At 34.4% G+C, this 16,087-nt stretch carries 16 protein-coding genes and 1 pseudogene; 12 read left to right on the top strand and 5 right to left on the bottom strand.

Features of this window, described 5'->3' with window-relative positions; translation table 11 throughout:
* Positions 1-9: 9 nt before the first annotated feature.
* On the bottom strand, positions 10-984 hold the full coding sequence (locus FD36_RS01745) for an asparaginase (protein WP_056957690.1): 975 nt from the start codon (positions 982-984) through the stop codon (positions 10-12).
* Positions 985-1,116: 132 nt separating this feature from the next.
* Between FD36_RS01745 and FD36_RS01740 the strand changes: the two genes are divergently transcribed.
* From FD36_RS01740 to FD36_RS01700, 8 genes and pseudogenes are all read left to right on the top strand, one after another.
* Positions 1,117-1,488, top strand: coding sequence for a hypothetical protein (locus FD36_RS01740; RefSeq protein ID WP_056957689.1), 372 nt, complete (start codon positions 1,117-1,119; stop codon positions 1,486-1,488).
* Between the two features lie 56 nt (positions 1,489-1,544).
* Positions 1,545-1,886, top strand: coding sequence for a hypothetical protein (locus FD36_RS01735; protein WP_014081620.1), 342 nt, complete (start codon positions 1,545-1,547; stop codon positions 1,884-1,886).
* Between the two features lie 55 nt (positions 1,887-1,941).
* Positions 1,942-4,293, top strand: coding sequence for an ATP-dependent DNA helicase (locus FD36_RS01730; protein ID WP_056957688.1), 2,352 nt, complete (start codon positions 1,942-1,944; stop codon positions 4,291-4,293).
* 69 nt (positions 4,294-4,362) lie between these two features.
* Positions 4,363-4,812 (top strand): Fur family transcriptional regulator, encoded by a 450-nt coding sequence (locus tag FD36_RS01725; protein ID WP_014081618.1) that lies wholly within the window; start codon positions 4,363-4,365, stop codon positions 4,810-4,812.
* Between the two features lie 63 nt (positions 4,813-4,875).
* A pseudogene (locus FD36_RS06870) lies at positions 4,876-6,026 on the top strand (DUF3290 family protein).
* Positions 6,027-6,104: 78 nt separating this feature from the next.
* Complete coding sequence (locus FD36_RS01710) at positions 6,105-6,797, top strand: VIT1/CCC1 transporter family protein (RefSeq protein WP_056957686.1); 693 nt, start codon at positions 6,105-6,107, stop codon at positions 6,795-6,797.
* Between the two features lie 12 nt (positions 6,798-6,809).
* On the top strand, positions 6,810-7,511 hold the full coding sequence (locus tag FD36_RS01705) for a VIT1/CCC1 transporter family protein (RefSeq protein WP_056957685.1): 702 nt from the start codon (positions 6,810-6,812) through the stop codon (positions 7,509-7,511).
* 103 nt (positions 7,512-7,614) lie between these two features.
* Positions 7,615-9,534 (top strand): M13 family metallopeptidase, encoded by a 1,920-nt coding sequence (locus FD36_RS01700; protein WP_056957684.1) that lies wholly within the window; start codon positions 7,615-7,617, stop codon positions 9,532-9,534.
* Between the two features lie 39 nt (positions 9,535-9,573).
* Here the strand turns inward: FD36_RS01700 and FD36_RS01695 are convergent, their stop codons facing one another.
* On the bottom strand, positions 9,574-10,470 hold the full coding sequence (locus FD36_RS01695) for an alpha/beta hydrolase (protein ID WP_225361987.1): 897 nt from the start codon (positions 10,468-10,470) through the stop codon (positions 9,574-9,576).
* 78 nt (positions 10,471-10,548) lie between these two features.
* Here FD36_RS01695 and FD36_RS01690 point away from each other — a divergent pair, with 78 nt between their 5' ends.
* The 4 genes from FD36_RS01690 to map all read left to right on the top strand — a co-directional run bounded on the left by FD36_RS01690 (position 10,549) and on the right by map (position 13,877).
* Positions 10,549-11,067 carry a hypothetical protein gene (locus FD36_RS01690; protein ID WP_056957683.1) on the top strand — a complete coding sequence of 173 codons (519 nt, stop codon included), beginning with the start codon at positions 10,549-10,551 and terminating at the stop codon, positions 11,065-11,067.
* Positions 11,068-11,407: 340 nt separating this feature from the next.
* The gene (locus FD36_RS01685; RefSeq protein ID WP_146038349.1) at positions 11,408-11,761 is read left to right on the top strand and encodes a hypothetical protein; all 354 of its coding nucleotides are present in this window, start codon (positions 11,408-11,410) and stop codon (positions 11,759-11,761) included.
* Positions 11,762-12,152: 391 nt separating this feature from the next.
* A complete protein-coding gene (locus FD36_RS01680; RefSeq protein WP_225361986.1) occupies positions 12,153-13,007 on the top strand; it encodes a DegV family protein in 855 nt (284 codons plus the stop codon).
* Between the two features lie 72 nt (positions 13,008-13,079).
* A complete protein-coding gene (gene map, locus FD36_RS01675; RefSeq protein WP_014081605.1) occupies positions 13,080-13,877 on the top strand; it encodes a type I methionyl aminopeptidase in 798 nt (265 codons plus the stop codon).
* Positions 13,878-13,928: 51 nt separating this feature from the next.
* Here map and FD36_RS01670 read toward each other — a convergent pair whose 3' ends face one another.
* From FD36_RS01670 to FD36_RS01660, 3 genes are all read right to left on the bottom strand, one after another.
* On the bottom strand, positions 13,929-14,420 hold the full coding sequence (locus tag FD36_RS01670) for a GNAT family N-acetyltransferase (RefSeq protein ID WP_041817576.1): 492 nt from the start codon (positions 14,418-14,420) through the stop codon (positions 13,929-13,931).
* An 8-nt stretch (positions 14,421-14,428) separates the two neighbouring features.
* Positions 14,429-15,619: an ammonium transporter gene (locus FD36_RS01665; protein WP_056957680.1), complete on the bottom strand. Its 1,191-nt coding sequence runs from the start codon at positions 15,617-15,619 to the stop codon at positions 14,429-14,431.
* A 140-nt stretch (positions 15,620-15,759) separates the two neighbouring features.
* A complete protein-coding gene (locus FD36_RS01660; RefSeq protein WP_014081602.1) occupies positions 15,760-16,008 on the bottom strand; it encodes a hypothetical protein in 249 nt (82 codons plus the stop codon).
* Positions 16,009-16,087 lie beyond the last annotated feature (79 nt).

Genomic DNA, 16,087 nt, shown 5'->3' with positions numbered 1-16,087 from the left:
CCTCCCTTTTTAAGAAAGAGCATTTGCCATATAATCTTTCAAATCTTTGCCTTTTTTCCCACAACTGAGAGCGACAATTAATTTCATGCGCGCCTTTTGTCCGTTTAACTGGGTACAAAATAACAATCCAAGATTTTGTAACTCAATTCCCCCACCTGGATAAGCGTAAATTGGTTGGGCAGAGCCACTAAAACAACGTGAAACTAATACAATTGGAATTCCACGATCCAATATTTTTTTGATTGCAGGTAAAGTTACAACGGGTAAATTACCAGCCCCCATTGCTTCAATAACGATTCCTTTGGTTTGATCATTATCTAATGCTTCAAATAACGACTCAGTCATACCAGCATATGCCTTTAACAAATAAACGTTGTCTACTACTCGATTAATGGCAGTATATTCACTACCGATTAGTTGTTGAGCAAAGATCACTTGATCATGATCGACGGTTCCTAAAGCTCCATAAATTGGATCTTTAAAAGTATCGACACTGGTCGTATGCGTTTTGGTAACAAAGCGTGCTGCGTAAATTCCGGTATTGAAAACCACTAAAACACCCTTATTTTTGGCTTCATCAGAAGCTGTAACTTGAATCGCAGATTTAAAGTTAAAGACTCCATCCGCACCAATTTCGTTAGATGAGCGCATTGCTCCAGTAACCACTACTGGAATCGTATTTGGTAGGGTTAAATCCCAAAAATAAGCGGTTTCTTCTAAGGTATCGGTTCCGTGAGTTACAACCACTCCATCAATTCCATCCGCAATTGCTTGCTTAATTCGGTTAGTAACTTGCAACATTGTTTCGGGCGTCATGTGTGGAGATGGTAAATTCATTAATTCATCATTAATGACATTAATATCAGAAAGACCTAAAATATCATTATTATCAATTGGATTTTCGTCGTTTTGAACAACGCCACCTTTTTCGTCCTGTGACATTGAGATGGTACCACCTGTATGGATTGCTAAAATATTTTTCATTTTAAACTACTCCTAATCGTTCTTAATGTTTACCATTAATCTTACCACATAGCCTACTTACAAGTAGACATTCTAGACCATTATTTTCTTTTAATTAAGTTAGCTTTTGTCCAAAAAAGAAAGGGAATTTCAATGCCAAATTCTAATCGTTATTATCAACCCACTAATTCAAAAGATGCAATGCGTAAAATTCAAAAACTATTTAACCAATATTGCCAAGCTCCATTGACCAATGAACTACTCCAATATCACTTTAAGTTACTTAACCAAGTTAAAACAAATGTTCTCCCCATTGCTAAAACTGAAAACGTTCCTGAACGCATTCAAGCCGCTCAAAGTATTATTGAAATCATGGAAAAATGGTTATCTTTGCGTTTAGCTGGAAAAGACTATCACGGTAAAATGCAACATTTTCATTTTGTATCTGATCGCGATGTTTTACACTATAAACGCCATGAAATTAAAGTGAAAAGTAATCATAATTTTAGAAGTAGTCGGCATTAGTAACATGATTTCCCATTCTGGAAAATCTGGTCTAAAATAGAAGTGAGGTGAAAGAGATGTCAGGTAAAAAAATAGAAAAAGAAGCAAGAGAAAAAATTGTAATTGATATGAATGATTTTCTAATTACATATGCTAAGACTATTTTGGGACCCGTACCTGATTTAGCACAAAAAATTTATGCAGCCGGCAAAAATGATATTACTGGCCTTGACCAACTTTTTAATGATTCTGGTTATGGAAGAAAACAAAAATACCAAGCCATCGCACAAGGTTTCGTCAGTGACTTTTATCACACCGCTCCTGATAATACCAAAAACGATGTCGATAAATTAGTTCATGAAGCAATGCAATATCTTGGTAAACATTCTGAACAACTTAATCATTGGGCCGAAGTATAAAAGTAACTGTAACATGGTTACTTTTTTTGTTTGCACAGAAAGAAGGTGAAAACTTATGAATAAAATTGGTGTTCGTGATCTGGTGGGCTTTATTTTACGAAGTGGTGACTTAAATTCCGCTATGAATAGTACTAATACTGCTCAAGCAGGAACCAGAATTCACCAAAAATTACAGCGAAATCGGACCGAAAACTATCAAGCTGAATATTATCTCGCTGATAATACCCAAATTAATGGCCACGAATTTACGGTTGATGGTCGTGCGGATGGTGTTATCTTACAAGATACAACGGCTGAAATTGAAGAAATTAAAACTTCAGATATTGAATTTAAAGATTTACCTCAAAATAAATTAACTTTGTATTGGGGACAAGCCAAGGCCTATGCTTATTTATTAATGAAGGCCAATCCAGAAATTATTGAAGTTACTCTAAAGCTAACCTATGTTCAGACGCCTGATGAAATCATTACAGAAACCAAACAAACCATCACTCAAGCAGATGCTACTGAATTTTTCCAAAAGTTAATTAATGAGTATGCTGAATGGATTCGATTACAAGATCAATTACAAGCCGAAAAAGTAACGTCAGCACAAAAGGTAAAATTTCCTTTTGGTGCTTATCGCAAAGGACAACGTGAATTAGCTGCTGTAGTTTATAAATCAGTTTTATATCATAAGCACCTTTTTGCTGAAGCTCCCACGGGAACTGGGAAAACAATTTCTACCCTCTTCCCGGTTATCAAAGCGATGGGCTCACAACTAACGGAACGAGCCTTTTATCTTACTGCAAAACAGTCAACAAGACGCGTTGCCGAAGAAGCTATTAGCATGATGAGTGAAAATGGCTTACAACTTCATAGCATTACGTTAACTGCTAAAGATAAAATTAAATTCCCTGAAGAGGCGGATTTGCGTCCTGAACAAAATCCCTTTATGGTAGGTTATTATGATCGACTTAAGCCTGCCTTAAAAGATTTGTTAACCCATGAACATCAGATTACTCGTCCAATTATTGAAGAATATGCTCGCAAACATACCCTAGACCCTTTTGAGTTTTCTTTAGATGCTAGCCTATTTTGCGATATTATTATTGGCGATTATAATTATCTGTTTGATCCCCGTGTTCACCTAACTCGTTATTTTGAAGTGGAAAACCCTGATAATTTCTTCTTAATTGACGAAGCTCACAATCTAGTTGATCGTTCTCGAGACATGTATTCAACTGATTTAACCTCCGAACCCATCAAAAACCTAATCAAAATTTTTAGTGAGGATAAAGAAAAAAATAAAAATATTTTAACTAAATTACGTAGTTTAAACCGTGCATTTAATGCAATTGCCAAACCCTTAAAAGATGAACACCAAACTCAAGCAGAGTACCTCGAAGAAAATGAAAAATTTACGAAAGCAGTTATTAACCTAACTAAAGTTTTACGAAAATGGTTAGCGAAAGCCAAGCCATCCGAAACTAGCGATACCGTACTCGACTACTTTTTTCAATGTATTAGTTATACTAAGATCAATGAATATTTTGGACCTAATTATCGGTTACGCGTCTTATTGAATGATGCTGGTGTGACGGTCCGTTTGTTTTGTATGGATCCCAGTACCTTTTTAGCTGATACTTTAAATTTAGGAGGCGGTGCTGTATTATTTTCTGCGACCCTTTCTCCTATGGATTATTACAGTTCAGTATTAGGAGATGAAGTTGATAGTCTTAAATATCAACTTGACTCACCTTTTGATCCTAAAAATCGGGAAATATTAATAACTTCTTATATCGATACTCGTTATAACCAAAGAGATCAAAGTATTCCAAAAATTGTTGCTTCCATTAAAAGACTAATTGACGGTAAAAGAGGTAATTATCTTATTTTTGCCCCCTCTAATCAGTATTTACAGACTATTTATGATGCTTTTCATCAAAAGTACCCCGAGATTAACCTAGTTAAACAAGAATCAGCCATGAACGATGATGCTCGTGCCGACTTTTTGCATGCTTTTGATCATCCAGATACTAAACCAGTACTTGGATTTGCACTCTTAGGTGGAATCTTTTCTGAAGGAATTGATCTGGTTGGGGATAAATTAATTGGAGTTGGAATTGTAAGTGTTGGCTTACCTGGTTTAAATCACGAAACTAATTTAATTCGTGATTACTTTGATGAAAAAAATGGCCATGGTTTCGAGTATGCATACCAATTACCTGGTCTAAATAATGTTTTTCAGGCTGCCGGACGTTTAATCCGAGGTACAAGTGACAAGGGAATTATTCTGTTGATGGATAACCGTTTTATTGAAAATCGGTATCATGACTTTTTTCCTAAATCATGGTATAGTAATAACATAGTGCACAATTTAAATGAGCTAATTTCTTCTGTCAAAAAATTTTGGCAGTCGAAGTAAACTTGGCTTGATTTCAGCGCATTTAATAAAATTTTAATGCAACATTAGTAATTTAGAAATGAGGCAAGTATGACTAATAAACATTACGATAATGCGATGAAACGGTTGAAAGAAAATAACGTTCGCATTACTCCGCAAAGACAAATTATCTTAAAATATTTGATTGAAAACGACAATCATCCCACTGTTGAGACTATTTTCAACGTGTTAGACAAAACTTTTCCTAATTTAAGCATGGCAACGGTTTACAATAACTTACGACTCTTCAAAAAGTTGAATTTAATTATTGAATTACCTAGTGTTGACAGTGGTTATCGTTACGATTTCTACGATCACCCTCATTTGCACGCTGCCTGTGATATCTGTAATAAGATTATCGATATCGATGATCCTGAGTTTGCAGAGATTGAAAAAAATTTGAAAGATAAAACTCGCACAGTTGGTTTCAAGCCAACTGTATCAAGCATTTCCATTCATGGGATTTGTAAAGAATGCCAAGAAAAGCTTGCGAACCAATAAAAATTTCCCACGAATTAATTTCGTAGGTTTTTTAATACATATTTTAATTAAGGAGTCTGAACTATGAATTTATATTCATTACAATACATTGAACATAGTTTTAACTTAATCACCTATTTTCATTCAATTCTAACGGCTTTTATTGCCCTAGTTATGATTATCAGTGGAATTTTTTACTACCGAAACCAAAATAATCCTCGTTTTCGTTCCTTATTTATTTTAGTTTCGATGATTGGAGCATTAATCATCGCAATGCAAGCTGGTCGTTTAATTGACCAACAAAATTCTGATAGTAAAACTGGTTAAACTGTCCAATTAATTAAAAAAGTTGCCAAAGACCATCATGTTTCTACTAATCAAATTTATTCAAGTAGCACTACTCTTGCTGATGGCATGACCTTACAAATTGGGAAAAAATACTATACTGTTAGTTTCAATGGTGATCAATCTAGTTATTCATTAGCAAAAACAAATTTAGTTAATCAACCCCATCAAGTTAAATCTGCTGATTTTAGTTTTGGTAGTGCTGGCGGAACAAATGGTGAAATGGATTACTGGGACATTGCCTTGAAGTTTATCGTTGGTTTAATTACGATTGTGCTTCAAATAAACCTCTCTGGAAAAGGTAACTTAGCCCCTTCTAATGCCATTGATCAGGTTCAAAACTACATTTTTGGGGGAATTATTGGGGGAACCATTTACAATTCTCAAATTACTAACCTTCAATTCATTGTCATTATGTTAATTTGGTCAGTAATTGTCTTTACAATTAAATTTTTAACCTCGCAGAATACAACTTTAAATAAGCTGATTAACGGGAGCCCACAAGTTTTGATTTCAAATGGAATCATTAACGTGCGTCGAGCTCTCAAAAATGGTGTAACTGCCAGTGAATTAACATTCAAACTTCGAACTCATGGAGTTAATGATATTAAAGATGTCCAAATGCTACTTTAGAACAAAATGGACAACTTACCGTTAACACTTACGATGATGACTCTGTCAGCTACCCTCTTATTTCTGATGGACAATTAAATCCAAATTCTTTAAAACGTGAAGGAATTACGGAAGAACAATTAAATGAAATGTTACAAGCTAAACACACTAATATTTCAAATGTCTATTTAGCACAAATGAATGATCATACATTAGACATTGTTAAATATCCATCTCTAAATAGAATTTTTAAAATTAAATACCCAACTCAAATTTAGTATTTACTACAATTAAATTTTAAGGTAAAATAAAAGAGTATTCTAAATTAGAATAGTTATAAATAGGGAGCTTCGATTATGAAAAAGAAAAAAATGTCATTAGCCCAAAAAATTAACGTTTTACGGGCTAGTGTGATGGGTGCCAATGATGGGATTTTATCAATTGCTGGAATTGTTTTAGGGGTAGCTGGGGCCTCTACCAGTAATTGGGCCATCTTGGTGTCTGGTTTAGCCGGAATGCTAGCCGGTAGTGTTTCTATGACCATGGGTGAATATGTTTCGGTTAATAGTCAAAAGGATTCCGAACGTAAAGCCGTTGCTACTGAGAAACAAGCCTTAGCTGATAATTATCAAAAAGAATTTGATTTCGTTCAACAAAAATACATGGCAACTGGAATGGCTGAAGAATTAGCACATAAAGCAACTACTGAAATGATGACTAATAATGCACTTACCACTGCTGTACGGGAACGTTACTCATTTGACCCAAGTAAATTCACTAGTCCATATGCAGCTGCTTTGGCATCTTTGATTTCATTTCCTTTAGGATCATTACTTCCTTTGATTTCAATCTTTGTGGGTCCTAAGAACATGCATATTGCCACGACTTTTATTGCTGTGATTATTGCTCTAGCAATTACCGGTTATTTAGCTGCAATTTTGAGTAAAGCTAACAAGACACATTCAGTATTACGAAACGTAATCTCAGGAATCGTTACCATGACTGTTACATACTCAGTTGGGGTATTGGTTGGAATTTTAGCAGGTTAGGAGGAATAAATCATGAAACTATTTAAAAAGCATCATAAATTAACAATGGACGAACGATTAAATAACCTTCGAGCCGGGGTCCTTGGTTCTAACGACGGAATTTTAACTGTTGTTGGTGTGCTATTCTCTGTCGGAGTAGCAACTACTGACATCTATACAATTTTCATTGCTGGTCTTGCGGACTTACTTGCTTGTGCCTTTTCAATGGCCGGAGGAGAATATGCCTCAGTTAGTTCTCAACGTGATACAGAAGAATCTGCCGTTCGTGAAGAAGAAACGTTATTAGATACTAACTTTACCGGTGAACGTCAAGACGTTGTAGACTACTACATGGAACGGGGAATTTCAGAAACTACTGCCGATGAAATTGCTGATGATTTATTAAGTAAAAACGCCCTTCAAACTATGGTCTCAGTTAAATATGATATGCAAATTGGTCATTACATGAGCCCCTGGTCAGCTGCTTTTTCTTCATTAGTATCTGCCGCTCTTGGTGGTTCACTTCCATTATTGGCAATGACCCTACTTCCCACAGAATTTAAATGGACAGGAACCATTATTGCCGTTGTAATTGCAGTTGCCTTAACTGGTTACTTTAGTGCAATTCTTGGAAAAGGAATCGTTAAAACTGCTATTATTCAGAACGTTTTCGTCGGAATTTTAACAATGTTTATTCACTATTTCGTGGGTATCATTTTCGGACATTACTTCTAATCATTTAAAAACCAAATTAAATTTAGAAAAAACTACGTTAAAGTTACTTTTACGTAGTTTTTTTGTTACTATTAATAATAATCATTGAAGGGATTTGATAAATATGACAAAAGACAAGTTTACAGTAGATAAAAATGAAATTAAGCAAAACATCTATGATGCCGTAAATGGTGTCTGGATTAAACAAGCCACCATTCCTGGTGATCACTCATCTGTTGGTGGTTTTATGGATTTAGTTGACGGCATCGACAAAACCTTGATGCATGATTCCGCTGCTTTAGCTGATGGCTCACTTCCAGCTAAAACTCCCGAATTAAAAGAATATACTAAGTTTTACAAAATGGCAGAAGATTACGCACGTCGTGATGCTGATGGTGCCACACCATTACTTCCAGTTATCGATAGAATTAATAATCTTGCCAATTATCAAGCTCTTAATGATCAACTCCCAGATTGGATTTTAAGTGGATTACCTACTCCATTCAGTCTAGGAATTGATCCTGATATGAAAAATGCAAAACTTAATGCTTTATTTGCCGAAAGTCCTTCTCTATTCATGCCTGATAAAACATACTATGAAGATGGTAACCCAGCTTACGCACAATTAATGCCAATTTTTACTGATATGAACGTTAAATTATTAGAAATGATTGGTTATAATCATGCTGAAGCAGTTGAAACCGTTGAAAAAGCCAAAGCGTTTGATAAGCTAATTGTGCCAAACGTTAAGTCAGCTGAAGAATCTGCCGATTACAGTAAGATGTACAATCCTCAAACTACTGATGAATTAGCTAGTTCAACGACTGCTTTAAACTTAAAAGCAGCAATTAATCAATTAGTAGGCGAAGTTCCTAATACAGTTATTGTTACTGAACCTAAATACTTTGAACATTTAGAGGAATTATTAACTCCACAAAACTTTGATTTGATGAAAGCTTGGATGATTGTTAAAACAGTGAGTGGTTACAGTTCATTACTTAGCGAAGAGTTCCGTCAAGTTGGTGGCATTTACAGTCGTGCTTTGTCTGGTAAAAAAGAAGCTACTAACCCAACTAAAGCTGCTTATTACCTTGCTTCCGGTACTTTTGATCAAGTTGTTGGTGATTACTATGGACACAAATACTTTGGTGAAAAAGCCAAAGCAGATGTTCATCACATGGTCGAAAATATGATTGCTGTTTATAAAAACAGACTAGAAAACAACGATTGGTTGAGTCCTGAAACAAAACAAATGGCCGTTAAAAAGTTAACAAGTCTCGGAATTCAAGTTGGTTACCCTGACGAAGTTGATCCTCTTTACAGTAAATTCCACGTTGATGAAAAATTATCCTTATTAAATAATGCTAGAAACTTTGGCAAAATTGCTACCCAAGATTCTTTTGCCAAGTGGAATCAACCTGTTGAAAGAGAACGTTGGGAAATGAGTGCTTCTACAGTTAACGCTTATTACCATCCTTTCAAAAATATAATTGTCTTCCCTGCCGCTATTTTGCAAGCCCCATTTTATAGCTTGGAACAAAGCTCAAGTGAAAACTATGGTGGGGTTGGAGCAGTTATTGCCCATGAAATTTCTCATGCCTTTGATAACAATGGATCACTTTTTGATGAATTTGGAAACCTTAACAACTGGTGGACCAAAGCTGATCATGAGCATTTCCAAAAATTAGCTGATCAAATGATTGCTGAATTTAATGGCATTCCATTTGCAGGCAGCAAGGTTAACGGAAAACTAACTGTTTCTGAAAACATTGCTGATGCCGGTGGTCTTAGTTGTGCCGAAGCAGCTGCTAAAAATGAAGATGATGTTGATTTAGCAGCATTCTTCATTAATTGGTCAAGAATTTGGCGGATGAAAGCTACCCCCGAATACCAACAACTATTACTTTCAATTGACGTTCATGCTCCCGCACCATTAAGAGCATCCGTTCAAGTTAAAAACTTAGATGATTTTTACACAACTTTTGACGTTACTGAACAAGATGAAATGTATCTTGCTCCCGAAAAACGAGTAAAAATCTGGTAATAAACAAAAATTCCCCATCCAAATGGATGAGGAATTTTTTTAATCACTGAATAAGAAACGATTAACTAGTCTTTCAGCAATTTGATTATCTAAAATATTAGAATGTAATGCGGCTGGCCCAGTAAGGCGAAGTGATTGGTAATTATCAGACTTAACTAATTTTTTAATCGCAGTTGCTGATTGTTCACTAACACGACCATCTGATTTATCACTTGGACTTAAGACTCCGTATATATTAAGAACCTTAGTGTTTTCGTCCAAATTACCTGATTTCTTCTTTAAATCAGAATAATTGGGGAAACGACTATTTGTAATTTGTTGATTATTAACTTGGATATGGGAATGTATCTGATGATCATTGGTCATCTGATTTGGCGTTGCATGCGGATCATTTGGATGATCAGCCATTACCCCTTGATATGGTCCCGCAATTGAAATAAAATGACTTAAATTCATCTTATTTTTCTTTGTTCCATATGTGATTGCATTATCATAAACCGTCAATGCACCTGACCCGAACCCAATTGCATCATATGTTTTATATCCATACTTTTTATTCAAATGAACTAAAATTGCTTGTAATTTAGCAGACTGTTCTTTTGTTGTATTAGAACGACTACTGTAACTAACCTCAATAATCGGTTGCTTAGCTTCCTTCACTTTCTTATTGGCAAGATACTGAATCTTACCATTATCATAAACATCAACATGCATAGCAACTGATCCACCAGAACGGCTTGTCGTAGTTACTAAATGTCGTGCAGCACTTGAAGTTCGATTTTGATCAGAAACAAAAATAATTGGTTGTTGTGAATTAACTGATTCAGGTTTATCATCAACGCCCACTCCAAATTGAATATAGAAAAATCCAATAATGACAGCTAAAATTCCGACAATCAGGACAAAAAAATCCTTTTTGTTAAATACTTTACTCACTCAATTATCACCTTTTTGTGTTTATTTTAATAACTTCGTCAACTTCTATCATAACATACAAATAAAGGAGTTTTTGTTGTGGAAAAATTTACTGTACTATGTGCGTTTGTAGCTGATTGGCTTTTATTTATTTTTCCACTTTATCAGGGGAAAATGGAATTAATGGAATCAAATACGGTTTTTGCTAAATATCAAGGTAGCAAAGGAAAGAAAAAAAGCATTTCATTTGTTTATTGGCTTTTTCCTCCCCTTCTCTTTCATTATTATAAAAAGAATACCCATCAACAGTTAGTTAGACTGGCTTCTAACAAAAAAGATTTGCAAAATTTTTATAGCTTTTATAATAAAGGATTTGCTTGGTACTTTGTTTCCTATGCTGGTTTTCTACATGCGATTGTTTCAAGCTATGAAGTCATGGAAAAACTTGAATTAGGTGAATTTTCAACATTAGCTACCTTAATTGTGGTTGTTATTTTTTTCTTTGCTGGTAATCACTACGTTGACTATCTCTGTAGTAAGAAACGTCATCAGCATTTCATTAAAGGAATTGCAACTACCTTCATTTCAGATGAAATTTCCAAAAAAACAAATAAATAACGATTAATATGGTGGAGGAAAATCCATATGGATTCTTTAAATACACAAATAAAAAGCTTTTTAACTGGAAATTTCATGTATAACTTTTCTAGGGTATTGCCCATGCCATATTATCTGTAATTTTATTGGATAAAGGTTTTTCAATCAGTCAAATTTCTTTAATTCAAAGCATTTTCATGATTGCTGCACTAATCATGGAAATTCCATCTGGAATAATCTCTGATATTATTTCAGAAAAAACATGTATCAATTATCGTTAATTTTCATCTTCATCTCTTATTTTTTAATTTTTTCAACAAGTTCATTTCTTTTAATTAGTTTAGCGTGGTTTTTTTATGGAATGTCATCGGCGGGAATGACTGGATCATTGGATACATATTTTGTTAAAACAATCAAAAGAAAGCATGAAAGCATCAAAAATTTCAATGTTAAAAATAACTACTCACTGTTATTCAGTAGCTTAATTGGTGGTGGAGTGGGTGCAACTATCTATAGTTACATCGGAATCAACATCTATCTCTTGTCGTTATTAGGTTTTATTATTGCATTTATATTAATTCAAATCTTAATTCCTAAAAAAATCATAAAATTGGAAGATCGAATTACTTTGGAACAGATGTTGGTAGGACTAAAAAGTCTGAAGCACAATAACAAATTAACATTGAATTTCAACATAACGTTAACAGCAAAATGATGTCAACATTCATTTCTATTATGGAATTCTTATCAATGATCGTGGCAGCCTTAACTTTGTGGTTCAGTGCGGCTTTTGTTTCTAGCAGTAATTTGATGATGGTTTTAAATATTGTTGTATTAGTTTTCTTTATATTTTCAATGATAATAAATGTTTTTAGAAAATATGAAAAAATAAGCAATGAATAGGCTTTGAATTTATAATAATCCTGTGAAAAAGAAGACTAGTGCTTCTTTTTTATTTTACAGATATTTAAATCTGTAACCTTCCAAAACGTTTTCCAATCCCCACTTAGTCACATTCGTAAAATTGATTATCTCAATTTTCTCTTTTAACGAAGTCTAATTTATATAATTAAGCTAATTACATTTGCGCAACTAAGGAGATTCTAATGATTCATATTGTAACTGACACAACTACCCAATTAAATGCTGAAGAAATTAAAAAATACAAAATTCAAATGGTTTCTCTTCAAGTTATGTTCGAAGGGAAAACTTATAAAGATCAAATCGATATTAGTTCTAAAGAATTTTCTGATATTTTGGCAACTAAAAAAGAGTTTCCCACTACTAGTCAACCAAGTATGGGAGATTTTGTTGCAGCTTATCAATCCATTATTGATCAAGATCCAGATGCCCAAATCATTTCCATCCACATTGCGAGTGTTTTAAGTGGAACTAGTAGTACAGCCACAGTGGCCGCCCAACAATTTCCTAATCAAATTAAAGTAATCAATAGCGAATCGGCCGCTCGGGGAACATCCTTTTTAGTTTTAAAAGCTGCTCAACTGGCAGAAACTGGGGCAGAATTAGAAACAATCATTCAAAAATTAAAAAATTTAATTTCTGATAACAAAGTCTACTTATTCATTAATAATTTAGACTATTTGGTAAAGGGAGGTCGTGCTAGCAAAGCAACCGGATTTATTTCTTCGGTAATTAGATTGAAACCCGTACTGACATTAGAAAACGATAAATTACAATTCAAATACAAGTGTCGTGGTAAAAAACAACAACGTAAGATTGAAAATCAAATTGTCGCAGATATCATTACTAATCCCAATGTCAAAGACGTCGGTTTGCCATTTGTCGATGATGACAGTGAAGTACGTAGAATTGCGGCTGAAATTTTAGAGGCTCGGCCAGACATTAACACTGAAATCAGTTATGTTAGTCCGTCTTTAATGCTCCATGCTGGGCCTAGAGGTTTTGCTATTATTTATAATGAACAATCTCAAATCTTTTAGTAATCGTTTCTTCTTTAATTAGTGGTATATTAGACATATAGAAATAAATCACTATTAAAGGAGAAAACTCACTTGATTACATTAAAATCAGATCGTGAAATTAAAAAAATGGCTGAATCTGGCGCTGTTTTAGCTGGTGTTCACCAAGGATTACGTAAACTTATCAAACCAGGTCTCGATACTTGGAAAATTGAAGAATTTGCTGACAAATACATTACCGAACATGGAGCTACTCCCTCTGAAAAGGGATTTGATGGTTACAAATTTGGAACTTGTATTTCTATCAACGACGAAGTTGCTCATGGAATTCCCCGTAAGGGTTTAAAACTCAAAAACGGTGATCTAGTTAAAGTTGACATGTGTGTCAACAAAGATGGATTTGAAAGCGATTCGTGTTGGACTTATGCCGTTGGTGATGTAAGTCCTGAAGCCAAAAAATTAATGAAAGTTACCAAAACTGCCCTTTACAAGGGTATTGATCAAGCTCAAGTTGGTAATCGAATTGGTGATATTGGTGCTGCCATTCAAGAATATGTTGAAGATGAAAATGGTATGGGTGATGTCCGCGAACTAATTGGTCACGGAATTCAACCTTCAATTCATGAAGATCCTGCTGTTCCTGCATATGGTGAAAAAGGTCAAGGGCTTCGCTTACGTCCCGGAATGACGATTACCATTGAACCAATGGTTACACTTGGTACTTGGAAAATTAAAGATCGTTATGATGCTAAAGATGATTGGACTTATTACGTTACGGCTGACGGTTCCCTTTCAGCACAATATGAACACACTTTAGTAATTACTAATGATGGGCCTAAGATTTTAACTTCTCAAGATCCTGATATTGATGCTAAATATTTATTAAAATAATCAAAATTAAAAGCTCGATGAATTTTTTTAAAATTCATCGAGCTTTTTTTATTAATATTTTTTTCCTAAAATATCGACACTATATAATTTATCATCCATCACGGCTACATCAGGCAAATGCGCCCACTTTGCAAAACCGTTTTTCTTAAACAATCCCTGACTAGGAATATTATGAGAAAAGATAAATGCCACAATTGTATTAATTTTTAGCTTTGGTAGTTGAGCCTCAACAAACTGCAGTGCTTGTTGACCTAAACCATGGTGGTGATAATCATTAGCAAAGTAAATTGAAATTTCTGCTGTTTTACCATAAGCTGGTCTACCATAAAACGCTTCGAGCGAAATCCAACCAACGATTTGATGATTAACTTTAATTACCCAAATTGGGTAATGATCATGATTAAATTCCTGAAACCATTTTTCTCTACTGGCAACGGTTATCGGTTCGGTATCTGCAGTTGCTAAGCGACCAGGAATCGCTTGATTATAAATTTCTACAATCCGTGGAAGGTCCTTATGATCAGCAAATTCAAATTCTGCCATTTTATCTCCTACATTAATTCGCGAAGCTTTTCTTCAGCTTTTGAAATTCTCATTCTGATGATTTGTTTAAGTCCCAAAATCACGATTGAAACAATTACAACAGTGAAAATCACGGTAAAAATGGTTGCTCCTAATTGAATTCCAAGTAGATGTAAAGATCCACCTTCAAAAAAACCACTTTCTGAAATCGTTGGATTAACTGCTTTACTGGCAAATAATCCAGTTAGAATACTTCCAACAATTCCAGCAATTCCATGACAACCAAAGGCGTCCAAAGTATCATCAATTTTAATGATTGGCTTAACCTTATTAATGAATAAGTAACTTGCCAAAGTAGCAACTAACCCAATTACCATTGATCCAGTGATTGTTACGTAACCACAGGCTGGCGTGATGGCAACTAACCCACAGACTGCCCCGGAACAAATTCCTAATAATGAAGCATTTTTCTTAAAGAAAACATCTAAAATGATCCAAACTAACATCGCAGTCGCCGTTGCAACTGTGGTAGTAAGCATTGCTTGCATGGCAATCGTGTTCATTCCCAATGCAGAACCAGCATTGAATCCATACCAGCCAACCCAAAGCATTGAAGTACCTAAAACTACCCAACTTAAGTTAGCTGGACTAGCATTTTGCTTAACTAAACGAGGTCCCAAGAACCATGCTAAGATTAACGCCGTAACACCAGCATTAATGTGAACAACTAGTCCACCGGCAAAATCTAGCGCACCTAATCCTTGAAGAAATCCTCCACCCCAAACCATATGTACCATTGGATAGTAAACAAATATTGACCATAAAACAACAAATGAAATCAAAAATTTAAAGTCCATCCGTCCTACAATTGCACCTACAAACAAAGCTGGTGTAATCACAGCAAACATCATTTGAAAAATAATGAACGTTACATTATTTAATTTGCCATCCGTTAATGCTGAAACAGCACCCATTTTAACGTTATGTAACATGAAATTATGTAAATCGCCAATCAAGTTCCAGTTGTTCCCAGAAAATGAAAGTGAGTAACCACAAATTACCCATAATAGAACAGGAATACTACACATGATGAAAACTGACATCAATGTATTGTTAACTTGTTTCTTAGGAACCATTCCCCCATAAAAAAAAGATAATCCTGGTGTCATAAAAAATACTAATACTGAACAAACAAAGATAAACACAATGTTAGTTGCCATGAAATAAATTCCCCCTAATCAATTAATGTTGCAAGTATATCTGTTTATTTTTAGCTTGAATAGGTTTAGTGTTATAAATCGTGACATCAAACAAAAAAGCCCAATTTTCCAAAGAAAATCGAACTTTTACTTGAAATTAATTAAGCTAATTCAGCAGCTGAATTATTAATTAAAACGCGTTTGTTAGGAACATCTACTTTGTATTCAAGTCTAACTTCTTTACCTGAAGGGGTTACGACTGTAATGATTTTGCTATCACGAATGTAACCATCAAGAATATCATCATCAGATTTAAGTACACCTTGACCATCATTGTAAATAACTTGTGAATCATCAATTCGATAAGCAATTAATCCCACAATAATTTTGTTAATTGAAACTTCTTTCATAATGTATACCTCCAACGTTTTCTTTTACTTTGTTCATCTCTAATTTAACACTCTAATTTAACACAAATTAGACTATTTT

The sequence above is a fragment of the Fructilactobacillus sanfranciscensis DSM 20451 genome (assembly GCF_001436035.1).
Lineage (GTDB): Bacteria > Bacillota > Bacilli > Lactobacillales > Lactobacillaceae > Fructilactobacillus > Fructilactobacillus sanfranciscensis.
This window is presented reverse-complemented; position numbering and strand designations above follow the sequence as displayed.